Here is a 22,996-nt window from a genome sequence, read left to right on the forward strand (position 1 = left end):
AGGCGCCTCGAGTCAGCGCGCCCCGCAGCGCCCTGTCTCGCACTGGCAGGTGCCGCAGTCCTTGGCCGCGTTCTGGCCGCAGTGGGCGACCAGCCGCTCCCGCAGCGCTTGCTTCGCCCGGTGCAAGCGCACGCTCGCGTTGTTGGGCTTGAGCCCCAGCGACTGCGCCGCGTCCCCCAGCGCCTGCCCGTCCAGCACCACGCGCCGCAGGATCTCGCCGTACTCCGCCTTGAGCTGGTCGGCCTGCACCAGCACGCAGAGGCAATCGGGCCCCGCGGCTTCGTCATCGTCCAGCTGGGGAAGCTCCAGCTCCTCGAAGGGCAGCGTCAGGTAGCGGCGCTTCCGCAGCTCGTCCACCACGGCGTTGCGCACCACGCGCCCCACCCAAGCCGCAGCCTTGGTGGGGTCCTGCACCTGGTCGGCACGGATGAGCGCGCGCTCGAGCGCACCGTGCAGGATCTCCTCGCTGTCACATACGCTCAGGCTGCCGCCCGCCCGTCCGCGAATGATGGCCAGGTAGCGCTCCCGGTCATGGGTGAGCGCCGCACGCACGGCTTCACGCGCCGTCAGCGTGCCCGGCCGGTCCTCGGGACGGGCGGCGTGACTCACGACGCAGCCGCTCCGCTGCAGCACGCCTGGGTGCGGCCGCGGGTGCTCGCGCAGTCGCACTCCGTGGTGCAGCAGGCGCCGCCCGTGGCGGTGCGTGGCTGGGCGCAGCGGCAGGGCTCGCAGCGGCAGGGGTTACAGGAACAGTCGCTGGCGCAGCAGCGCGGGGTGGGGTTCTCTGACATTTCTGGCTCCTCGGTTGGGTGCGGGACTCTCCCGCTACCCCTACCTGACGGGGCGGCCTTCCGGATCTTACAGCCCACCACCCTTCATCGTGAGCGTTGTCGTCGTCGTTCTCCTGAACGTTGTCGGCGACGGCGACGGCGACGCCCCCGGAGAGCTACTCGTCGTCAGGGTCGATCGGCTCGAGCAGGTCGTCGTCCAGCGGCTCCTCCTCGGAGGGGGGCGGCGGCGGTGGCATGGGCCGCATGGACGTGACCGGCGCCAGCGGCGGAGGCGGCGGAATGGACCCGCTCGACACCGGCGATGGCCGCGGCGCCACGGTGCGACGGGTGCGCGCGTCGGCCAGGCGCTCCACGGCGGCGGAGGCCTCTGTGTCTCCGGGCGCGGCAGCCAGCACGGCCTTCCACGCGTCCAGCGCCTCGGCACGGTCGTTGAGGCCGCCCTCCCAGGTGTTCGCCACGTCGCGCAGCAGCTCCACACGCGCCGGCACGTTGTCGGGGCCCAGGCGGCGCAGGGCCTGGCCCAGGGTGACCAGCAGGTCCTGGTAGCGTTCGGCACGCACCAGGCACTCGCGGTGTCGCACCTTCGCGGGCTCGTTGTCGGGCTCGAGCGAGACCAACCGGTGGTACGCGTCGGCCGCCTCGCTGAACTTCCCGCGCGAGTACAGCAGGTCGGCGCGCTCGCTCTGCAGGGCGCGCGCCGCCTTGGCGTCGAAGCTGGCTTCGAACCGCTCGGCCAGCACACGGTCGAGGTCGTCCTCGAAGCCACCCGCGCGGCCGTAGTCCACGAGGGCCCGCAAGATGGCTTCGTCGTCGCTGCACTCTACGATGGCGCGCCGCATGACCTCGAAGGCCAGGCGCGCGTCCTCCAGCAGGGCACCAAAGACGTCGGCCGCCGCCAGGAAGAGCCGCTCTTTGTCCGGGCGCTCCACGGCAGTGGCCTTGCGCGCCAGGAACGTGGCTGCGGCACGGCGCAGCCGGTCGTCCTCCAGCTTGGCGTCGAGCGAGGCGGCCAGGTGAACGAAGCGGTCCACGTCGGCGGGCTCGTCGTGCGCCAGCTCGAACGCGTGCACCAAGCGCGCCTCGGCGTGCCCGCCATCGTCCAGCTGCTCCACCGAAGTCACGATGGAGTCCTCGAGCGCCACCAGCGCTTCGTCGCGCAGCGCCGCGTCGTCTTCACCGGCGCCCGCGGCCCGCAGCCGCGTCAGCTCATCGGCGCGGGCGTCCAGCGCCTTCATGCGCTCGCGTGCGTCGGTCTTCGGGTCCAGCAGGTCGGCCAGCGCCCGCAGCGCATCGAGCTCTGTGGGCGCCGCCTGGGCCCAGTGCCGCGCCGCGTGGAGCGCCCGCTCCGCGTTGGGGATGGCGCGCTCGTAGAGCCCGAATAGGCGCTTGGCCAGCGCGGCCCGCTGCACCGGGTGCGTCATCAGCGCGAGGTGCGCCTCGGTCACCTCGGCCAGCTGCTCGTCGTTGCCCTCCTCGAGGTAGAGGCTGCCCAAGCGCGCGAGCGCCGGCGCAAACTTGGGCTCCCGCTCGCGAATGGCCAAGAGCTCGCGCTCCGCCTCGCGCGGGTCCCCCAGGTGGTCCAACAAGAGCGTGGCGCGCTCCATGCCCAACTCGATGGCCTCCTCGGGCGACGTGGGCTGCCCCAGGCGCGTGGCTAGCAGCTCGGAGAGCTCGGCGTGCAGGTCGGTGCTGCGCGCGTGCGTGAGCAGCGCGGCCAGCGCCTCGTCGTCCTCGCGCAGCGTGCGCACCTCGCGGTAGCAGTCGGCCGCCTCGTCGGCGTCGCCCAGCACGTCGCCGAGCAGCCGCGCGCGGCGCAACAGCAGCGCCACGCGCGCCTCCGGTTCTGCCGTCTCGTCAATCAGGTCGTGCAGCAGCGCCGCCAGCTCGCGCGGCCGGCTGTGCGCCTCGTAGAGCCGCAGCAGCGCGTCGGCCGACTCGGTGTCACCCGCGCGCAGCTTCCGCACCCGGGCGTAGGCGCGCATGGCGGCCTCTGGATCTCCCGGGGGCTCGTCATACAGCCGCCCGAGGCGCAGCGAGACCTCGGCCAGCTCGTGGTCGGGCACCACCTTGGCGCGGTGCTCGAGCGCCTCCACCAGCCAGTCGCTCCGCCCGCTGCGCAGCGCGATACGCTCGAGCCGCTCGATGGCGACCTCGTCGAACTGGGCCAGCTCCAGGATCTGCAGCGTGGCCGCGCGCGCGGGCTCGTCTTGGCGCAGGCCCACGTCATAGATGTCCGCGAGCTCGGTCAGGGCAGCCTGCCGCGACTCGCTGTCTTGCGCTGCGCGCACCGACTCGCGCACCAGCGCGGCCGCCTCTTCCAGCTGGCCGGCCCCACGCAGGAACTTCACCAGAGCCGCGCGCGCGTCCACGTCGGTGGGGTCTGCCGCGCGATAGGCCTGCAGGGCGGCGGCTAGCGCCGCAGCGTCGAACGGGTGCTCTTCGGACAGCAGCAGCAGCGCGTCGAGCGCGCGCTTGCGCTCGGCCAGCGTCTCGAGCGACGTGATCTCCCAGCGGCGCACGTCGGCGATGGCGCGGTAGCGGCCCACCCGCCCGAGGCGCTCCAGCAGCTCGGTGCGCAGCGCGCGGTCGCGCGGGTCCAGCTCCGCCAGCTTTTGGAAGGCGTCGGCCGCGAGCTCGGCGTCTGCGAGCGGCCCGTCAGCCAGGTCCACCAGCTGCCGCAGCAGCTTGCGGCGTGCCTCGGCGTCCGTGGTGAGGCCCAGCCGCCGCTCGAGGAGCGAACGCAACGCGCGGTGCTCCCCGCGCTCTGCGTGCACGTGGCTGAGCCCCTCGAGGGCACCCGCGTGATCGCGCACCAGCTCGAGCAGGCGTGTGGCCACGTGCTCGGCGGCGTCCAGATCCGGCGCGGCGAGGCAGCGCGCGAGGAGGTCCTCCAGCACCACGCGCTCGTGCGCGGCGTGCGCCTCGCCGGCATGCAGGCGCTGCGCCGCGCGCGCGGCGTCGGCCCAGCGGCCAGCGGCCAGCGCCAGGGTGAGCCCACGCGCCAGCCACTCACTGCGCGGCGCCTCCACCAGCAGCGGAGCGAGCGTGTCGTAGGCCTCGGCCGCGCGGCCCTCGCGCTCGTACCAAGCCGCCAGCACCAGCCGCGCGTTCGCGCTGGCCCCCTCTGCCGCCGCCCGCACGCGCGCCGCCAAGTGCTTGCCCAGCCGCGCGCGGTTCGCGTCGGTGGGCGCCTTGGCCACCAGCCCGGTGAGGAGCGAAAGCGCATCGCCATGGTCGGGCGCGAGCGAGAGCGCCCGCTCCACGGCTTCGAGCGCGGGCTCGGTGTCCAGCCTGCGCGCCAGCTCCACCTCGAGGGAAGCCGCGGCGTCCAGGTCCGCGCGCTCCGCGTCGGTGCCCTTCTTGCGGCGTGAGCGCTGCACCAGCAGGGTCACGCGCTGCTCGATGAGCGACAGCTCGTCGGGCGCGAGCGCGCTCGCGATGCCCAGCGTGGCAATGGCGCCATCGAAGTCCGCGGGCTGGGCCGTCTGCGCCTCGATCAGGTCGCGCAGCACCTCGAGCTTGCGCGCCGGGCTGCGCGTGGTCTCCGCCGCCAGGGCCAGCAACGTTCGCACATCCGAGATGCGGCGTGCGGCGCGCGCGCGCTCCACCGCCTCGTCCAGCGTGCTCGAGAGCTCGGGGTCGAGGGCCACCGCCGCGCGATGGTGCTCGAACGAGCGGTCCAGCCGGCCGGGTACGGCGGCGTGCACGCGCGCGATCGCTAGCTCCACCTCGGCGCGCTCGGTGGCCGAGGCACCCACCTCTTGCAGGCGCTCCGCCCAGCGCGTCAGCTGCTCGAGGTTGCGGTGCAGGTCACGCCCATCGGTGGCCAGCCGCAGGAACCCACGCCCGGCCACGGTCTGGCGGGGGTCCAGCTCGAGCGCCTTCCAGTGGTCCCGCCCGGCACGCGGCAGCTCACCCATTGCCTCGCGCCGCTCCCCCGCTTCGGCCCACGCGCGCGCCGCCTCGGCCGGGTCGGTGCACTTCTCGGCCCAGCGCTCGTGCAGCTCGGCCAGCTCGCGGCCGTCGGGCTCATTCGTGAGCGCGCTCACCAACGCGCGGTAGGCTCGGGGATTGGTCGAGTCGGCAGCGAAGACCGCGCGCAGCTCGTCGAGGGTCGGTTCCATCACCCCGAAGGGTATCACCGCTCATCAGCAGGATGCGCGGGTCCTATACGTGCTGACGAAGTGTGTGTAACGCTCTCCGCGCGCCCCCGAACGGAGAGCCCATGCCCACCGACCCCCTCGCCCAGCCCCTTCGGCTGCCTTGCGGCCACCAGCTGCCCAACCGCCTCGGCAAGTCCGCCATGAGCGAGGCGCTGGGCACCGTGGACAACCGCGTCACCCCCAAGCTGGGGACGCTCTACGAGCGCTGGTCCCAGGGGGGCCTCGGGCTCTGCGTCACGGGTAACGTCATGGTAGACCGGCGTGCCCTGGGCGAGCCGCACAACGTGGCCCTCGAGGACGACCGAGACCTCGACGCCTTCCGCACCTGGGCAAAGCAGGGCACGAGCGCCGGCACGTCGCTGTTCATGCAGCTCAACCACCCGGGCAAGCAGGCCCCGAAGGGGCTCAACCGCGAGACGGTGTCCCCCTCGGCGGTGCCCTTCGACCCGTCCATGAGCTCGTACTTCGGCACCCCGCGCGAACTGACGGGCGCCGAAATCGAAGACATCGTTCTGCGCTTCGGCCGCGCCGCGGGTCTCGCCAAGCAGGCGGGCTTCAGCGGCGTGCAGATCCACGGCGCGCACGGCTACCTGGTCAGCCAGTTCCTGTCGCCCCACCACAACCGCCGCGAAGACGAGTGGGGTGGCACGCCCGAGAAGCGCCGCCGCTTCGCGCTCGAGGTGTACCGCGCCATCCGCGCCGCCGTGGGGCCCGCGTTCCCGGTCTCCATCAAGCTCAACTCGGCGGACTTCCAGCGCGGTGGCTTCACCGAAGAGGAGTCGCTCGCCACCATCGTGGCGCTCGCGGAGGCAGGCATCGATCTCGTGGAGATCTCGGGGGGCACCTACGAGGCCCCCGCCATGACCGGCATGACCGAGAAGAAGGCCAGCACCGTGGCCCGCGAGGCCTACTTCCTGGACTTCGCCGAGAAGGTGCGCGCCGCTGTGTCGGTGCCGCTCATGGTCACCGGCGGCTTCCGAAGTGGCTCTGCGATGCGAGCTGCGCTCCAGGGTGGCGCCATGGACGTGGTGGGGCTCGCGCGCCTGGTGGCCATCGAGCCCGACGTGGCCGCGCGTCTCCTCCGTGGCGAAGAGCCCCGACAGCACGTCACGCCCATCACCACCGGCATCGGCATGGTGGACCGCATGGCGCTCATGGAGGTGGCCTGGTACTCGCGCCAGCTGCGCCGCCTGGGCTCGGGGCACGAACCCAAGCCCAACGAGTCGGGCTTGGTGGCGTTCCTGGGCAACGTGGTGGAGGGCGGCTGGAAGACCATGACCACCCGCATGCGCGCCTCCTCCTGACCTGGAGTGAGACGGGGCTCTACAGCCCCGCCTCACCCTCGCGCATCACACTCCGTCGCAGATGGCAGCGCCCGGATTGGGCGAGGCGTCGCACATCTGGCGGCCCCAACGGATGTTGCATGCACCGCGGCACTCGCTGCCGCGTGAGCAGCTCTCTCCTGGCGCGCGGTACGTGGTGCACACGGGCTCGTCGAGGTCCGTGTCGCAGAACGCCACGTTCGGGTCGCAGGGCAGGTCGTCGAACGCAGCGCAGCTCGCGCCCGCTGCAGCGCCCGTCTGGCACGTGCCCTCGAAGCACACGCCCGACTCACAGAACGCGGACGAGTTGCACGCGGTGTCGTTGGCGAGTGGAGGCGTGCGGCAGGTCCACGTGTCCTCCGCCGTGTTGCAGAACCTCGAGGCGCAGTCGAAGGAGCTGTCGCAGCCGCTGCCGTCGACCAGCGGCGGCGATGCGCAAACACCCGCGACGCACGCGTCAGACGCGCACTGGTGGTCGCCGATGCAGGCCGCCCCGTCGGCGCGATAAGCAACGCAGTAGTAGTCCGCTTGAGCCTCGTCGTACGCGCAGTACCCGGTGGTGCACTGGGCGGTTTGGCCGCTGCTGCAGGCAGCTCCGTTCGCGACGGTCGCGGTGCACACGCCCGTGCAGAACCCGCTCGTACACTCCTTATTGGAATCGCAGGTGGCGGCGATGGCGCGCGGCGCGATGCACTGATACTCGAGCGCCACCGCATTGTAGGCGCACACGTCGCTCGCGCACTCGGCGTCTCCGTCGCACGGGTCTCCGTTGGGGAGCTTCGCTCGGCAGAACGACTGATCGGTGTCCACGTCGTAGACACAGCGCAGCGTCGCCTGACAGTCGTCCTGTTCTGCGCACCGCGTGCCTGCTGTACGGGGCTGGTCACAGACACCGGCGCCCTCGCCCGCCTCGACACAGACGAGACCGGTGTCCTCGCCACATGCCACGTCGCTGAAGCACGAGGAGCCGCGCTCGCAGAGGGCAACACAGGTGGACGTCAGAATGGAGCAGGTGAGACCCTCTTCGCAGCGAATGAGGAGCAGATCCTCCTCCGGGTTCTCGAGGGTGTCGTCCGAGTACTGACACGCATCGCCGAGCCCCGCGGGAACTTTGCAGGTGCCGTCGAGGTAGCTGCAGTAGAGGTCGGCAGCGCACTCGCTGTCGCTGAAGCACGTCTCGCCCTCGATCTGCGGCGCGGCGCATGCGCCTTCCTCGCCCAGCGAAGACGAGTCCGTCAGGCAGACCATGTCGTCCCGACACTCGAACGAAGAAGTAGCCCCAGAGCAGGCGCCTCCCTCGCGAACACGACCTTCCACGATGAGATCGACGTCGCACGGCGACTCCTCGACCGCGGGCGGATCGCAGACGTCTTCGTCAATCATGGGGCTGGGCACGCTGCACTCCTGCTGCTCCATCCAGTCGATGCACGCGTCGAACGCCGCGCGGTTCAAGTGAACACGCCCATCCCGCAACGCGCGATCGAGCGCGGCGAGGTTGGGAAGGTACACGCGCGCGGACGGCCCGAACCCAAACGACGGCTCTGTATCCAGCGCGGCGGAGTCGACCATACGGTCCGCGCAGTCGCCTTCGCCCACGAAGGGCCCAAGGTAGTACGCGCGCTCGCCCGCGCTGCAGCAGCGCGCGCCGAAGTCGCACACCGCCTGGGCGATCTCTCGCGCCCGCGGCTCCGAGAGCTGCGTCGATGTGGAGCACCCCATGACCAATTGGAGCCCCATGGCTCCCAGAACCAAGACACTTCTTACCTGCATCACCCAACCTCCAAGTTTTCCCCACGCGGACGAGGCGGGCCCCCCAAGTGACGCGACCACCCCAACCGCTGTGACGGCCAGCGTTGAAGCAGGTCTTTCTGTGGCGGTCAAGTCACGCTTCGCGGTCGGCGCGGTGGACAATGACAGGCTCGTCCTTACTACTGGCCGATGACCAAGCTCACGAAGCGCATCCTGGTGGGGCTCGGCACGGCCGCGTTGGCAGGCGGCACAGCGTTTCAGCTGCAGCGGCTGTTCACGGCCGGCCCGCCCTACGAGACTCTCTGGGAACACGACGAACTCGAGGTGCGCCGCTACGGCCCGCGAATCGTGGCCCGCACCCGGCTCGAAGGAACCGACGATGAGGCCAAGAACCAGGGCTTCCGGCGGCTGGCGGGCTACATCTTCGGCGGGAACGGTGGCGGCCAGCGCATCGCCATGACCACCCCCGTCACCACCGAGCCCACATCGGCGCGGATCGCGATGACCACCCCGGTGGAGACGGCCTCGACCGGGGGCGAAGCCTCCATGGCGTTCACGATGCCGGCCGAGTGGGCGCTCGCGGACCTACCGCGCCCGAACGACAGCAGGGTCGTGCTGGAAGAGGCCCCGGCGCGCCTCGTGGCGGTCTTCCGCTTTCGCGGTCGTCCGTCGCCTGCGGAGTTCGAGGCGAAGCAGGCCAACTTGCTCCGCGCGGTCGAAGCTGCGGGCATGCAGGCCGCCGGGCCGGCGTACACGGCCCAGTATGACCCACCGTGGGTGCTCCCGGTCTTGCGGAGGAACGAGGTCATGGTGCCCGTCGAGGCTCTGCCCAGCCCGTAGGGGCAGTCGGACCTCACCCAGCAAGGCATGGAAGCCGAGGAAACGCTGCGATGTGGTGCCGTGCCAAACAGTCCGGAGAGGGCCTCGATGTTCAGCAGCCGATCACCGCGACCGGGGGTGCAGGTACAGACTGTGGGGCGCCCGTAAATCCGTGCTAGAGCTGCACGCATGAATCGGGGAACCCATCTTGCAGCGCTCGCCTTCTCTCTCTTGGTCGCCGGCTGCGGTGGTGGTGACGAACCGCTGTGCACACCGGGCGCGTCCGTGGCGTGCGTGGGCACCGGAGGGTGCGCCGGAGGCCAGGTCTGCAACGCGGATGGGACCGGCTTCGGCGCGTGCTCGTGCGGTCCCGGACCCGACGGTGGCACGAACGACAGCGGGATGAACGACAGCGGCACCACCGACCATGGCACCAACGAAGACGCGGCCGTCGGGCCCTGCGACCTGGTCGCACAGTCCGGCTGCGGGAACGGCCAGCGCTGCACCTGGGTGCGCGACGACCTCGGGGGCGGTGGTGCAGAGTGCGCGAGCGCTGGCACGATTCCGGCTCTCGGCGAGTGTGTCGCATCGGAATCCGGCGAGGTGGACGACTGCGTCGCAGGCCACGCCTGCGTCGCAGGCCTGTGTCACCGCCTCTGCTCGACGGTCGCTGGCTGCGGCGCGAACTTCGCCTGCACCACCTACGCGGACTTCGTCGACGATGGAACGACCGGGGTGTGCTCGCCGCTCTGTGACCCCGTGAGTCAGACGCGGCTGAGCGATGACGCGCCCGCGTGTGGATCGTCCAACGTGAGCTCCCCCACGATCGGGTGCTACGGGCCCTTCTCTGGCCCGTTCACCTGCAACCGCATGGCCGACGGCGCCGGCGCGCTCACCCACGGGACGACTCCCCTTGGGCCGCCCAGCGGCGGGGCGTTCCGGAATGGATGCGCTCCCGGCTACTTGGCCGTCCCCACGGCCAATGGCTTGCGCTGCCGCGCGTTCTGCACACCGGCAGAGACCACCATGGGCAACGACGCCCAGCGGCAGGGCGTGGCCCCCCACACGTGCTCTGCACGCGGCGCGACCGCGGCGACAGAAGAGTGTCGCTTCGCGCCGTTCCTCTTGGGGAACCCAACCCCAGCGACGCCGGGTGTCGGCCTCTGCATCGACCCCACGCAGCACTCGTACGACCACGACGCGAACCCGCAGACCGGCTCCGTTGCATGGCCGAGCTGCTCGACGCTGACCTCCAGCGACGGTGACGGCAACCAGGTCTCCGACCACATCGACTGGGGCTGCGGACAGCTCATCCCGTGACGCTCCGCGAGCGCCCTGGCACGCCTGAAGGGTCCCGCTTTCGACTTCCGCGGTGCCCTTCCGAGTCTTGATCTCGGCGTCCCGGCGGCGGCGCCGAGTCACCGGTGCTGGAGCCGCGCGATGGTCTTCTCGGAGCGGAGTTCACGGAGCGCGTCGGACGCCACCCAGCGAGCAGCGCGCGCTCCGCGGTCGCCACCGCGCTCTCCTCCCGCGCGCTCGTTCGCCTCGGCGAGAATGGTCTCTGCGCACTCGGTGGCCGCCACATGGAGGGCGAGATTGCGCTTGCCGATGTTACGCAGCGCCCAGTTGACGGCCTTCTTGACGAAGTTGCGATCGTCCCAGGCGCCGCGTTGGATGAGCGGGAGCAGCTTCAAGAACGCCGCGTCGCTCGTGGCCTCGTCGTGGACGGCGAGACCCGCCATCAGGGCGAAGCCACCGCGCTTCACCCACTCGGCATCTCGCACCGCCCACTCGTGGGCCTTGGGCCAGGCGTGCTTGGTCCGATCGAAGAGGCTCGTGGTGGCCTGATCGCAGATGTCCCACGAATCGAAGTCGCCCGCCCACAGCTCAACTTGCTCGGCGGTGACTGCGGCCGGATCATCCACGAAGCAGGCCAGCAGTCGAGCCTCGTGGTTGCCAGTCGCCCAGAGTCCGCGGGCCAGATCGTGGTCCTTGCCGAGGCGCTTGGCGACCTTTCGCAGCTCACGGACCGACACACCGAAAGCGTTGTCCACGTTGATGCCGTAGCGGGCCATGCCGGCGCGGTCTTCTTCGCTACCGAGGGAACGCAGCTCGGCGAGGAGGGCCTCTATCCGCTTCTTGGTGCTCATGCTCGATCCGAGCCGCCTGTGCCGCCGGAGCCCAGGGCGTGGATGCCAGCCTAGCAGGGTGCCCTCGAGCTCGCTCCCGGCCACGTCCGCTTGCCAGAGCCGCCCTTCCCCGCGTACGGTGCCCGTGTGTCACTGCTTCAACTTGAGAACGTCGAGAAGCGCTACGGCGAGCTGCGCGCCCTGAAGGGCCTGAACCTCACGCTGGAGCCCGGCCGCATCGGCTTGTTGGGCCCCAACGGCGCGGGCAAGAGCACGTTCCTGAAGACCCTGCTGGGGTTGCTGCAGCCGTCGCACGGCTCGGTCCGCGTTCTCGGCATGGACCCGTCGCGTGAAGAGCTGAAGCTGCGCGCCCTGATTGGCTACATGCCCGAGGGCGACGCCGTGTTCCCCGAGATGAACGCGCTGCACTACACGGTGCTGGCCGGTGAGCTGTGCGGGCTGCCGCACGCCGAAGCCACCGGGCGTGCGCACCAGATCCTGCACTACGTGGGCCTGGGCGAGGCGCGCTACCGTCCGTTGGGCTCGTTCTCCACCGGCATGAAGCAGCGCGCGCGCTTGGCGCAGGCGCTGGTGGGTGACCCCAAGCTGCTGCTGCTGGACGAGCCCACCAGCGGCCTCGACCCGCGCGGCCGCGACGAGATGCTGGCGCTCATCCTGGACATCCCGCAGCGCACGGGCGCGAGCGTCATCCTGTCCACGCACATCCTCCCCGACGTGGAGAAGACCTGCGATCAGGTGGTGGTCATGTCGCAGGGCGAGGTGCTGTTCGCGGGCGAGCTGGCCGAGCTGCTGCGCACGGACCACAGCGTGTACGAGGTGCGCGTGAAGGGCGACCCCGACGTGGTGCGCCGCGCGCTCGAGATGGAGCGCTGCGTGGTGCAACGAGACGGCGCGGCCCTGCGCGTGCGGCTGCCCGAGGGCGTGGGCACGGACGCCATCCTGCGCGCCGCGCGCGAGGCCAAGCAGCCGGTGCGGCACATGGCGCCCTTCAAGATGACCCTCGAGCGCGCGTTCCTCGAGACGCTGGCCAAGCGCGAAGACGCCGACGCAGACGCCGCCGCGGCCGAGTGACGCGGTGAGCGTCCTCTTCTGCCCGTTTTGTGAAGAGTCCTTCGAGGGCCTCACGCAGTGCCCCGAGCACGAGCTCGAGCTCGTGGCCTTCGACAAGCTGAAGAGCCGGCTCGACGAAGACGCGCAGCGCGAGCGCACCTCCGACGAGAAGCCCATCGACGCCCTGCACCCCGGCTACATGCGCGGCCCGGTGGCGCTCGGCGCGGTGACCACGGCCGTGGGCTTCTTCCTGCCGTTCATCGAGTTCCAGCTCGGCGACCAGCTGGCCACCGCGTCGGCCTACTCGTTCGCGCTCGAGCGCGCGCTCAACCTGTGGACGCCGCTGGGCGTGGCCATCGCCCAGCTGGCCGTGCTGGCCACGCGCCGCACGCCGAGCGCCATGCAGAGCGCGCGGCTCACCATTCCGCTGCTCTCGTGCGTGGGGGGCGCGTCCATCGCCTACACAGCCCAGCGGGTGTTCGCGCAGGTGGACGCGCAGGGCAGCGCGGGCCACGCGGCCTCGGCCCAGCTGCTGGTGGGCGCCTTCATGATGATCGCGGGGCTCGCGTTCAGCGGCGTCAGCGGGCTGCGCTTCGGTTCCCCCGGGCGCGACAGCGCGGACACCGAGTAGCTCGGGCGTCGGGCCTCAGGAAACCAGGTTGGTGCGGTCTTCCCCGCGCGGCCCCGTCACGGCGTGGCTCAGCGCGATGACCTCCACCAGCAGCGCGCGGTACACGTGGTCCAGCTCCTCCAGCTCCACGTCGCCCTCGGCCTGCTCGATGGCCTCCTCGACGTGGTGCTGCACGAACTCCAGCACCGCGGGCTGCCCCATCGCCACCACGTCGTCGCTGTCCAGCGCCTCGGTGGGGTCGTTGGCGCGCAGCTCCTCGTCCACGCTCAGGGTCTCGAGCGCCAGCTGCAGCGAGCGCTCGTCCACCTCTTCGAGCCGCGTGGGGAAGGCCTCGCGAAACGCCATGTACACGGTGATGACCAGGAAGTAGCCCAGCGACTGCACCAGCTCGTCGTGGCCATCGGCCAGCTGCTCGGCCAGCCAATCGCTCAGCGCGGGCTGCCGGCGGTCGAGCTCCGCGTAGCCGCGGTCCAGCACGCCCTGCAGGTCGTCCTCGTGCGCATCGAGCTGCGCCTCCACCAGCTGGACGAAGTGCTCGTCTACCACAGCGTGGCGCGGCACGGGCCGGAGGGCCGCTTTCCGAAGGAACATCTCGGCGATCTAGCAGGCCGGGCCCCCTTGACCACCAGACGCCGGGGCGGGTCGGACGAGGCCTTGCTATGGTCCCCCTCATGCAGCAACCGCACCCGCCAATGGCCAGACTGCGCAGTGCGCGCGTGGGGGCGGCCGCCGCGCTCCTCTGTCTCCTGTTCCCCGGGTGCGCCGCCGACGGCCCGCCCGAGCCGTGGTTCGCCACATGGTCGAGCAGCATGGCCGAGGACGCACCCGGCCTGCAGGACCAGACCCTTCGACAGGTCGTTCGCATCAGCGCGGGCGGCGCTCAGGTGCGTGTGCGGCTCTCCCATGTGTTCGGCACCGAGGCCACGCGGGTCGGCGCCGCCAGCGTCGGCATCGCGCAAGAGGGCGCGGACATCGAGCCCGGCACGCTCCGCATGCTGACGTTCGGAGGGAGCCCCTCGGTCGTGCTCGAACCGGGTGAAGAGCTCGCGAGCGATCCCGTCGAGCTCTCCGTGCCTGCGGGCGCGGACCTCGCGGTGAGCCTCTACCTCGAAGCCGACTCGGGTGACGCCACGAGGCACCGCGCCGCGCAGCAGACGGCGTATATCGGAGACGGGGATCAAACGGCCGCCGACACGTTCGTGGTGGGGTCGACGAGCCGCTCGGCCGACTGGCTTACGGGCGTGGACGTGTTCGCGCCCGAGACGGAGCTCGTGATCGTCGCGTTCGGTGACTCCATCACGGAGGGGAGCGGGTCCACGACCGACCTCCACACCCGCTACCCGGACGTCCTCGCGCGGGAGCTCGCGGCGCGCGGCGTCGCCGGGGCGGTGGCCAACGCCGGCATCGGCGGCAACCGGCTGCTCAACGACGGCTTCTCCACCTTCGGGGCTGGGCCGAGCGGGCTGAGCCGCTTCGACCGTGACGTGCTCGCGCAGCCGCGGGTCACGCACGTGCTGCTGCTGGAAGGCGTGAACGACATCGGCATGGGCGGCACCCTCGGCCCCGTCGTCACCGCCGAGGAGATCATCGCCGGGTACGAGACCCTCATCCGCAGGGCGCACAGGCGCGACGTGCGCGTGGTCATCGGCACCATCCTGCCCTTCCGCGGTGCCGTCTTTCCGCGCTATTGGACCGCCGCCAACGAGGCCAAGCGGCAGGAGGTCAACGCCTGGATCCGGACCACCAACGCGCACGACGGCTTCGTCGACTTCGACGCAGCCCTGCTCGACCCCGACGACCCCGAGCAGATGCTGCTGGAGCTGCACAGCGGCGACTTCCTCCACCCGAGCGACGCGGGCTACCAACTCATGGGCGAAGCGGCAGCGGACGTGTTCGCGCCGTAGGCAGGCGCGCCTTCGGTCGGTGACTCATCGACACGCGGTCAGCGTGGCGCGCGCTCCGCCACCTGGTACCTTGGGCGCTGATGTCCGACGACGCGTCCACGGAAGAGGAGCCCCGCCCTGCCCCTCTCGAGGCGCCCCCGGACGAGCTGACCGCGCATCCCCCCGCCTCGCAGCGCGAGCGCCGCCTGGCCGTGGTGCTGGTCACGCTCACCACGCTGGTGGGCGGTGTGGGCACGGCCCTCTCGCCGTACCTGCTGGTGCACCACCCCGCGTGGCTGGTCGCGCTCAGCCCCGACATGCGCCACATCGTGCTCAGCGCCACGTCGCTGGACCTCGAGACCATGCTGCTCATCTGCGTGCCGCGACGCGTCTTCGGTATGTACACCGCGTGGGCCCTGGGCGCGGCGTACGGCGCGGCGGCGCTCGGCTTCATCGAGGGGCGCTACCCCCGGGTGCTGCGGGCCGTGCGCTTCATCGAGCGCGTCTTCGTGCGCACCGGCCCGCTGCTGCTGGTGGTCTGGCCGTCGTACACGCTCAGCTCCATCGCGGGCGTGGTGCGCACGCCGTTCTGGCGCTTCCTGCTAGCCACCTGCTTCGGGCAGCTGTTCTACGTGCTGGCCAGCTACTACTTCGGCAACGAGATCTCCGAGCTCACCGACGCGTTCCTGATCTGGCTACGCGCGCACGTGCTCGAGACCACGGCGGTGTGTGTCGCGGCCGTGGCCCTGCAAGTGGTGCTGCGCATGCGGCGGAACGCGAAGAAGCGCGCCGCGGCGGTGCGCACCTCGGAGGTGGGGTAGGTTCGCATGGCCATGGACGAGACCGAAGAGCGAGCCCGAGTACGCGCGGCCGTGGACGAGGCCAGCGAAGAAGTGGGCCTCGCCACGTGGTACCGGAGCAGCGTCATGCCGCTGATGAAACTTCCCGAGTCGCAGTTTCCAGAGTGCTGCGGAGGCGGATGCGAGCCCTGCGCCTCCACACTGACCGAGGTGGCCGTCCGAGCGCGCCGGAAGCTGGCTGGCCGCACGACCTGACCGGCCCAATGAAAAAGCGGCCCCGAAGGACCGCTCTCTCGAACTCACCCAGCGTCGCGTCGACTCAGCCGACGACCTGGCGCTTGGGCTTCGGGGCAGCCTTCTGCGCGCCGGGGGGCGCCCAGCGGCGCACGCGCACCTGCGGGTCCCGGTTGTCGGGCTTGCTGGCGCTGCGCTCGAAGTGGTCGGCCACGGCGGCGTGAACGTCCACGGCGCTGCTGCGCTGCTGGACCCGGATCTCGCCGATGTCCTGGCTGGTCACGTCGCCCTTGCGGCACAGGATGGCGAGCAGGCGGCGCACGTCGGCGCCCTTCTCTTCACCCCAGCTCACCTGGAACGTCACGAAGGCCTGGCCCTGGGCGCCCTGCCCTGTGGGCCGCTCGGTGCGCGGACGAGCAGGCGCCGACGGCGCGCTCACGCTGCTGACGGCCCGCTCACGAGCGGGGGCCGGGGCGCGATCCCGCATGGAGACACTGGCCACGGTGGGCCGCTGCGCGTTCGGGTCACGGTAGGGCTGCACGTCACGCGGCGCGCACGGCCCCGCGAAGTCCATGCGGGTGAGCAGCGCGGCCACCACGTCACGCGGCTCGCGCCCGTCCAGGAGCAGCTCGGCCAGGCGCTTGCGGCTGCTCAGCGTGGCGTCCTTCGCACCGCTCTGGTCGCGCTCGATGCTCTCGGCCACGGAGGCGAAGAGCCGGTTCTGCGCGGCGGCCAGCACGTCTTCGGCGGTGGGCACGTCCTGGAAGCGCGCCTTCACGCGCGCCGAGCGGAAGAGCATCTCGGCCCGAGCACGCGCGCGCGGCGGCACGAAGAGCACGTTGCGACCCTGACGACCAGCGCGGCCGGTGCGCCCGCTGCGGTGCGTGTAGATGTCGGCGTTGGTGGGCGGGTCCACCTGGATGACCTGCGCGATGTCCTGCACGTCGAGGCCGCGCGCAGCCACGTCGGTGGCCACCAGCAGCTTGCACGAGCCGCTGCGGAAGAGGTCGAAGGTGCCGGTGCGCTCGCGCTGCGTCATGTCGCCATGCAGCGCGCGGGCCGGGAAGCCGTTGTCGCACAGCGCGCCCGCCAGGCCCTCGGTGTCGGCGCGCGTGCGCACGAAGATGAGCGTCTTGTCGTCTGGCGCGGCCAGCAGCGTGTTGATGATGGCGTCGAGCGCGCGGCCCGGCTGTACCCACATGCCGATGTGGTCGATGTCCGTGTTGGCGCTGCCGAGGCTGGTGCCCTCGATCACCAGCGGGTCACGCTGCAGGCGCGCCGCCAGGCGCTGCACGGCGGGCGGGAACGTGGCCGACACCAAGTGCGTGGTGCGCTCGGCGGGCGCGTGGCCGAGGATGGCGTGAAGCTCCTCCTCGAAGTCCATGTCCAGCATCTGGTCGGCTTCGTCCAGCACCACGGCGCTCATGTTGGCGAGCGACAGGCCGCCATGGCGCAAGTGATCCAGCAGGCGGCCGGGCGTGCCCACCACCACGGCCGGCTCACCCGAGAGGCCACGGCGCTCCTCGAGCGGGTTGGTGCCGCCGGTCACGGCCACGACGCGCGCGTTCAGCGGCTCGTACAGCCAGGTGAGCTCGCGGCCCAGCTGCTGCGCCAGCTCACGCGTGGGCGCAATCACCAGCACGCAGGGAGAGGCCGAGCGGCCACCCGTGCGCTGATGAGCGGCCACCTGAGCGGCGACGGCGAGGCCGATGGCCACCGTCTTGCCCGAGCCGGTCTGAGAGGAGACACGCAGGTCGCGCCCGAGGGCGTCGGCGGCCACCACGGCAGCCTGCACGGAGGTCAGCGCCTCGAAGCCTTGCGCACGGAGAGTTTCGCCGAGCCCCATGGGGGCGGCGGAGAGGTCATTTTCTAGGGTCATTTTCCGGATCTCGTGGGCGCCATGTCGCAGGCAACCAAACGGCAGGCAGCCAACGAGAACGGCGAATGGGGGGCCGAGGTACGTCACAGCCAGAGGGCGTATGCGACGGGGGTCGGCGCTTTAGGCGCACCGACGCTCGGTCCGGCTATATGAGGGCAAACTGGCTCGGCGTCCAGTCCGCGTGTCTGTTAGGGTGCGCGCCGTGCCCATCGTCTTCACCCTCTCGGCCGGCGAACACCTACCCCAGCTGACGGAAACCTTCCGGCGCGACGCCGCAGGAATGTCCCTCGATGCGCTGCGCGCGCACGTGCTGCGCATGGGCCACCACTTCATCGACGCGTCCGTTCAGGGCTTGGTCTTGGGGCTCATCACGGACGGTGTGGGCGTCAGCTCCTTCACCGAGTCGCTCATGCGGGGCCTCGCCTCGCTGGTGGAGTCGGTGGGCAGCAAGCTGGTGGATCAGGTGCTCAAGAAAGCACCGCAAGCCGTGCTCATGGATGCGGGCCATTTCTTCGCTTCGCGCGTCACGCGGCTCCCCGGGCTCGAGCACCCCGTGATCGCCGTCCCCATGACGCCCGACAACGAGGCCGCCATCGATCTGGCCATCCAGACCGTGGAGCGAGAGCCGCTGGTGCGCGCGATGGACGGCGTGGTCGATGACAGCCTGGATTACCTGTTCGACGCCGCCTTCGCGGTCATCCCCGTGGGGCCGCTGATGCGTCGCGCGGTGGACGCTGGAGGGAGCGCAATCCGCTCGGGCGGCAAGAGCTCGTCGGCGCGGGCGATCCGCAAGGCCAGCGATGGCGAGCTAAAGGACCTGGCCGCGTTCCTGGTCCGCAGGCGCCAAGAAGCCCCGTAATTCCGGGCTTGTCACCCCCGCACAAACTATTTGTCACTGCGTGACAGGGGTCGTCGTTTTCGTGTCCAAGTGGACATGACATCATGTTAGCGTCCCGCCACGCACATGACGTGGCCTCGCCTTCGCGTTTTGCTCCTCGCCTTGGTCCTCGCAGCGCCCTCGTGGGCGCCATCGGTCGCACACGCGACCCCGCAGGACCTCATGGGCTTCGGGGGGCGCACTCCTGGTTTGGGTATGACGGGGGCGTCCTATGCGGACAACTTCGAAGCTGCCTACGCCAACCCCGCCGGACTCGGCCGCAACGGGCGCATGGAGCTGATGCTCGGCGCCACCGGCGGTCTCTTCCGCCTGCAGCTGGATGGAGACCCGTACGACGTGGACGCGTCCCAGGGCATGACCATCGGGTTCCAGCTGCCGCTGCCGTTCGGCGGCCCGCTCGAGGACGTGCTCACGCTGGGGGCCGGGTTCTTCACGCCGTTCAACACCATCCTGCGAAACGACGTGCGCTTCGCCGAGGTGCCGCAGTGGACGGTCATCGACCGCGTGCAGGTCGTGGCGCTGCAGATCGCCTTCGGCATCGGGCTCGAGCGCTGGGTCCCGGGCCTGCGTCTCGGCGTGGGCATCTCCGGTCTGGCGCAGAACTCGGGCACGCTGGACGTGCTCCTGGACGAGACCAACCAATTCGTCTCGCTCACCGAGGTGCAGCTGCTGGCGGACTTCAGCCCCATCGCCGGCATCCAGTATTACCGCGACAACTTCGCGCTGGGCATCACGTACCGCTCGGAGCTGGTGTCGGCCATCAACCTGGACATCGAGGTGCGCAACCTGCCCATCTCGCTGCCCACGCTGGGCATCGACGCCTACGCCCACTACGACCCGCACAACGTGGCGATAGAGGGCTCCTGGAAGCCCACGCCGGAGCTCATGCTGGTGCTCAACCTCACTTGGCGGCACTGGTCGGCCTACCCCGGCCCAGCAGGCGCAACCACCGACCGCAGCAACTTCCCGCCGGCCATGAACTTCCGCGACACCGTCTCGCCGCGCGTGGGCATCGAGTACACCGCTCGCACGGAGCGGATGGCCCTCTCGGCGCGTGGTGGCTTCCTCTTCGAGCCCACGCCGGCCCCGCGCGCGGCCATGGCCGCCGTGCGTGACTTCAACGGCGACCCGCTGCTGGACATGGACGGCAACGTGGTCATGCAGCCGCAGCGCCGCATCGACAACAATCGCTTCATCGTCACGGCGGGCTTCGGCCTCGAGTGGCAGACGGCCCACGAGCCGGTGTTCCGCCTGGACGTCTTCGGCCAGGCTCAGGCGCTCCAGGGGCGCACGCACCGCGTGCCCGTGGCCGGCGCCACCAACAACATGATCACGCGTGGCTACATGCTGGTCTTCGGCGGAACGGCAGGCCTCGCATGGTGAAGGGCATCCATCTCGCGGGCTGCGCGCTCGCCGTCCTGCTCCTGCTGGGCATCACCGGTCGCGCCAGCGCCACGCCGGGCGACACGCTCGGCTTCGGCACCCGCAACATCAACCTCGGCGGCGCGGTCACGGCCGACGTCGAGGACGTGGGCGCCAACTACTACAACCCGGCGGGAATCGTGCGCGGCCCGGGCCTGCGCCTCTCGGTCAGCTATGTGTCCGTGAGCTCGCTGCTGGAGATCAACGGCAACGACAGCGACGTGGAGCGCATGAGCGGGCTCACCATCGGCATCGTCGCGCCGCTGCAAATCGGTGACTTCCGCTTCGGCTTCGGCCTGGGCGTGCACCTGCCCGACCAGCGCCTGAGCCGCACCCGCTCCACCATCCAGACGCGCCCGCGCTGGGAGCGCTACGACACGCGGCCTCACAAGGTCTTCCTGTCCACCAACATCGCGTTCCGGCCCATCGATTGGCTGCTCATCGGCGTGGGCATCACGTTCCAGTCGCCCTCGGACCTCGAGCTGCTCATCGACGGCGACGCCGACCTCTTCCGTGTCACCAACACGCGCCTGCGCCACCAGTTCGGCGGTGACCTGACCAGCACGCGCTACCCGCAGGCCGGCGTGCAGTTCATCGCGTCGGAGGCCCTGTCGCTGGGCATCTCCTGGCGCGGCGCGCTCACGCTGCGCAACCGGCTCTCCGCCACCGTGGAAGGCAACGTGGTCGTGGGCACCGTGCGCGCGCCGCTCGACTTCTCGCTCGTCAGCAACAGCGTCAGCACGTACATGCCGCAGCAGCTCACGTTGGGCGTCTCGGCCAACCCGGTCGAGCGCCTGCGCGTGAGCATGGACCTCACCTGGATGGACTGGTCCAAGCACCCCAGCCTCATCCCCTCGGAGCAGATCACCCTCGAGATCGACCTCTCGATGCTGCCCGTCATGCTGGACATCCCGGAGGAGATCGGTGGCCGCTCACCCATCCCCATGAACATGCGCGACACGCTGGTGCCCCGCGTGGGCGTCGAGTTCGACGCCTACCAGAGCACCAGCACCCTGGTGCAGACGCGCTTCGGCTACGTCTACGAAGGCACTCCGTTCCCCATCCAACGCGGCGCCACCAACTTCGTGGACTCCGACCGTCACACGTTCTCGCTCGGCGCGGGCGTGCGGTTCTCCGACCTGCGCCCCACCATCCCCGGGCACTTGCAGCTGGACGCCTACTTCCAGTACGCCTACCTGCCCACCCGCAACCATCAGAAAGACAGCCTGGTCGACCCGGTGGGTGACTACACCGCAGGTGGCCAACAGTGGGGCGCCGGTGTCAGCCTCGAGGTGGTGTTCGAATGAGCCGTAGAGCCCTCACTCCCATTCGCAAGCCGCGCGCGCTGCACCTCTGCCTCGTGGCGCTCGCCCTGCTCACCGGCTGCGCCGCGCTCGGCAAGGAGACGCCGTTCTCGGAGCCCGTCAGCACCAGCGGCGTGGGCCCCTTCCGGCGCCTCACCGACGAAGAGACCCGCTTCCGTGGGCGCGCCATCGAGCTGGGCAACGTGGCTGTGGACCGCGCTTCCTTCGCGGGCGGCTCGCTTTTCTATGGCGCCGCCCCCGCCCTCGATCCGCTGCCGGTGCGCAACCCCGCGCTGCCGGTGAACGAGCTGGACCCCGCGCAGCTCGAGCCCTTTCGCATCTTCCGCAGCAGCACGGAGACGGAGTTCGGCTTCGACCCCGGCACGGTGCTGCTCACCGCCAGCGAGGCCTGGGAGGGCGGCTACGTCACACAGCCCTTCGCGCTCGAGCTGGCCGACGGCTCCGTGCGCCTCTACTACGCCGCCGCGGGTGGCATCGGCGTGGCCGTGGCCCAGAGCGCAGACGGCACGTTCACGCGCAATGGCGACGGCCTCGCGCTGGCCAACAACATGGGCGTGCAGGCCGCTGGCCTGCGCTCGCCCGCGGTCGCCCAGCTGGACGGCACGTACTACTTGTACGCCGACGACGGCGTGGACGTGTGGGTGGCCACCTCGGTGGACGGGCTCAGCTTCACGCTGCTGGACACCGACGACGCGGCCGCCGGGGTGAACCCGCTGGCCATCCCGGGACCCGCCGACGAAGACGACCCGATGGAGCGCGCGCACGTGAGCCCGGCCGCCACCGTGGCCACGTCGCCTACGGGGCGCACCACGCTGCGGCTCTATGTAGAGGCCCAACAGGTCCCCGAGGACCCTGCCACGGACGACGACCGCATCATCTTGGCCCTGGCCAGCCTGGACGGCGTGAGCTTCGAGCGCGCGCGCCTACCGGCCCACGAAGCAGGCGATTCCCCTGGGCAGCCCACCCTGCGCCCCTACCAAGACGGCGTCAGCGAGTCGCTCATGTACATGACCGTGGCACGCGGCATGAACCCTCAGTTGCGCGCCGTGGTGCTCGCGGTAGACCCTGGCCGCGCGAGCTTCGCGCCCGAAGCCGAGATGGAGGCAATGCCTTGAACGCTGAGCTGGTGAGCCCGGACCACGAGGAAGACGACCCCCAGGGCCTGCGCGAGCGCAAGAAGGTCCAGACACGCGAGGCGTTGGTGAACGCGGCCCGCGACCTGTTCCTGGAGCGCGGCTTCGACAGCGTGACGGTGGACGAGATCGCCGCCGTGGCCAACGTGTCGCGCCGCACGTTCTTTCGGTATTTCGCCACCAAGGAAGCGGCTGCGTTCCCCAACCGTGATCTGTGGCTCGAGCAGTTTCATGGCTTGACCGCTCACCGCTCGGGTGAGGCCGCCTACCAGACGGTGCGGCGGGCCATCCTGACCATGGCCAGCGCGTTCATGCAGAACCGCGACATGATGGTGGCACAGCACCGCATCGCCAACGGCGCCACTTCGCTCATCGCCTACCAGCGCGACGTGGACCGTGTGTGGGCCGACGTCATCGCCGACGCCCTGCGCGCCGAGCACGGCAGCCGTGAGTCGCGCCTGATCGGCGCCGCCATGATGGGCGTCATCCGCGCCACGCTCGACGAGTGGTTCGCGCAGGGGGCCCTTGGCGACCTGTTGGACATGGGGACCATGGCGCTCGAGCTGGTGGAGCGCGGCGTGCTGCACACCGCCCCCAAGAACGGCTGAGCCCAAAGCGCGCGATCACGGACGTGAACGTGGTCGTTGACGTGCTCGTGCTCGTGAACGGCCGAGCACGAGCGCGAGCACGTCAACGTTCACGTTCACGTTCACGTGGATGCTTGGGCAAACTCTTGCTTTGGGCTGG

The 22,996-nt window shown here is 70.6% G+C and carries 19 protein-coding genes; 13 read left to right on the plus strand and 6 right to left on the minus strand.

The window, feature by feature from the left end:
- Nucleotides 1-12 precede the first annotated feature (12 nt).
- Entirely contained in the window at nt 13-609 is a 597-nt protein-coding gene (locus IPI43_00680) for an RNA polymerase sigma factor (protein ID MBK7772645.1), read from the minus strand.
- A gap of 337 nt (nt 610-946) precedes the next feature.
- Nucleotides 947-4,915, minus strand: a complete 3,969-nt coding sequence (locus IPI43_00685) for a hypothetical protein (protein ID MBK7772646.1) — start codon at nt 4,913-4,915, stop codon at nt 947-949.
- A gap of 101 nt (nt 4,916-5,016) precedes the next feature.
- On the opposite strand from IPI43_00685, the gene IPI43_00690 reads away from it, so the two are divergent.
- Entirely contained in the window at nt 5,017-6,258 is a 1,242-nt protein-coding gene (locus tag IPI43_00690) for an NADH:flavin oxidoreductase/NADH oxidase family protein (GenBank protein ID MBK7772647.1), read from the plus strand.
- A gap of 45 nt (nt 6,259-6,303) precedes the next feature.
- Here IPI43_00690 and IPI43_00695 read toward each other — a convergent pair whose 3' ends face one another.
- Entirely contained in the window at nt 6,304-8,013 is a 1,710-nt protein-coding gene (locus tag IPI43_00695; protein MBK7772648.1) for a hypothetical protein, read from the minus strand.
- Nucleotides 8,014-8,214: 201 nt separating this feature from the next.
- On the opposite strand from IPI43_00695, the gene IPI43_00700 reads away from it, so the two are divergent.
- Nucleotides 8,215-8,865 (plus strand): heme-binding protein, encoded by a 651-nt coding sequence (locus IPI43_00700; protein MBK7772649.1) that lies wholly within the window; start codon nt 8,215-8,217, stop codon nt 8,863-8,865.
- 168 nt (nt 8,866-9,033) lie between these two features.
- Complete coding sequence (locus tag IPI43_00705) at nt 9,034-10,164, plus strand: hypothetical protein (protein MBK7772650.1); 1,131 nt, start codon at nt 9,034-9,036, stop codon at nt 10,162-10,164.
- A 98-nt stretch (nt 10,165-10,262) separates the two neighbouring features.
- Here IPI43_00705 and IPI43_00710 read toward each other — a convergent pair whose 3' ends face one another.
- On the minus strand, nt 10,263-10,994 hold the full coding sequence (locus tag IPI43_00710) for a DNA alkylation repair protein (GenBank protein MBK7772651.1): 732 nt from the start codon (nt 10,992-10,994) through the stop codon (nt 10,263-10,265).
- 126 nt (nt 10,995-11,120) lie between these two features.
- On the opposite strand from IPI43_00710, the gene IPI43_00715 reads away from it, so the two are divergent.
- Together IPI43_00715 and IPI43_00720 are read left to right on the plus strand one after the other, a co-directional pair.
- Nucleotides 11,121-12,065: an ABC transporter ATP-binding protein gene (locus IPI43_00715; protein MBK7772652.1), complete on the plus strand. Its 945-nt coding sequence runs from the start codon at nt 11,121-11,123 to the stop codon at nt 12,063-12,065.
- 4 nt (nt 12,066-12,069) lie between these two features.
- Nucleotides 12,070-12,675, plus strand: a complete 606-nt coding sequence (locus IPI43_00720) for a hypothetical protein (protein MBK7772653.1) — start codon at nt 12,070-12,072, stop codon at nt 12,673-12,675.
- A 15-nt stretch (nt 12,676-12,690) separates the two neighbouring features.
- Here the strand turns inward: IPI43_00720 and IPI43_00725 are convergent, their stop codons facing one another.
- Entirely contained in the window at nt 12,691-13,266 is a 576-nt protein-coding gene (locus IPI43_00725) for a hypothetical protein (protein ID MBK7772654.1), read from the minus strand.
- Nucleotides 13,267-13,346: 80 nt separating this feature from the next.
- On the opposite strand from IPI43_00725, the gene IPI43_00730 reads away from it, so the two are divergent.
- From IPI43_00730 to IPI43_00740, 3 genes are all read left to right on the plus strand, one after another.
- The gene (locus tag IPI43_00730; protein MBK7772655.1) at nt 13,347-14,579 is read left to right on the plus strand and encodes an SGNH/GDSL hydrolase family protein; all 1,233 of its coding nucleotides are present in this window, start codon (nt 13,347-13,349) and stop codon (nt 14,577-14,579) included.
- 80 nt (nt 14,580-14,659) lie between these two features.
- Complete coding sequence (locus tag IPI43_00735; GenBank protein ID MBK7772656.1) at nt 14,660-15,379, plus strand: hypothetical protein; 720 nt, start codon at nt 14,660-14,662, stop codon at nt 15,377-15,379.
- Nucleotides 15,380-15,391: 12 nt separating this feature from the next.
- Nucleotides 15,392-15,613, plus strand: coding sequence for a hypothetical protein (locus tag IPI43_00740; GenBank protein MBK7772657.1), 222 nt, complete (start codon nt 15,392-15,394; stop codon nt 15,611-15,613).
- Between the two features lie 64 nt (nt 15,614-15,677).
- On the opposite strand, the gene IPI43_00745 is transcribed toward IPI43_00740, so the two are convergent.
- The gene (locus IPI43_00745) at nt 15,678-17,471 is read right to left on the minus strand and encodes a DEAD/DEAH box helicase (GenBank protein ID MBK7772658.1); all 1,794 of its coding nucleotides are present in this window, start codon (nt 17,469-17,471) and stop codon (nt 15,678-15,680) included.
- Between the two features lie 202 nt (nt 17,472-17,673).
- On the opposite strand from IPI43_00745, the gene IPI43_00750 reads away from it, so the two are divergent.
- The 5 genes from IPI43_00750 (at nt 17,674) to IPI43_00770 (ending at nt 22,857) form a co-directional block, all read left to right on the plus strand.
- Nucleotides 17,674-18,330: a hypothetical protein gene (locus IPI43_00750; GenBank protein ID MBK7772659.1), complete on the plus strand. Its 657-nt coding sequence runs from the start codon at nt 17,674-17,676 to the stop codon at nt 18,328-18,330.
- 234 nt (nt 18,331-18,564) lie between these two features.
- Nucleotides 18,565-19,752 (plus strand): outer membrane protein transport protein, encoded by a 1,188-nt coding sequence (locus tag IPI43_00755; protein ID MBK7772660.1) that lies wholly within the window; start codon nt 18,565-18,567, stop codon nt 19,750-19,752.
- Nucleotides 19,749-21,098 (plus strand): outer membrane protein transport protein, encoded by a 1,350-nt coding sequence (locus IPI43_00760; GenBank protein ID MBK7772661.1) that lies wholly within the window; start codon nt 19,749-19,751, stop codon nt 21,096-21,098. Before IPI43_00755 ends, IPI43_00760 begins: the two co-directional genes overlap by 4 nt.
- Nucleotides 21,095-22,231: a hypothetical protein gene (locus tag IPI43_00765; protein MBK7772662.1), complete on the plus strand. Its 1,137-nt coding sequence runs from the start codon at nt 21,095-21,097 to the stop codon at nt 22,229-22,231. The genes IPI43_00760 and IPI43_00765 overlap by 4 nt, the downstream gene beginning before the upstream one ends.
- Nucleotides 22,228-22,857, plus strand: coding sequence for a TetR family transcriptional regulator (locus IPI43_00770; protein MBK7772663.1), 630 nt, complete (start codon nt 22,228-22,230; stop codon nt 22,855-22,857). The genes IPI43_00765 and IPI43_00770 overlap by 4 nt, the downstream gene beginning before the upstream one ends.
- The last annotated feature ends 139 nt before the right edge of the window (nt 22,858-22,996 follow it).

The organism is Sandaracinaceae bacterium (assembly GCA_016706685.1).
Classification (GTDB): Bacteria; Myxococcota_A; Polyangia; order Polyangiales; family Houyiibacteriaceae; genus JADJJE01.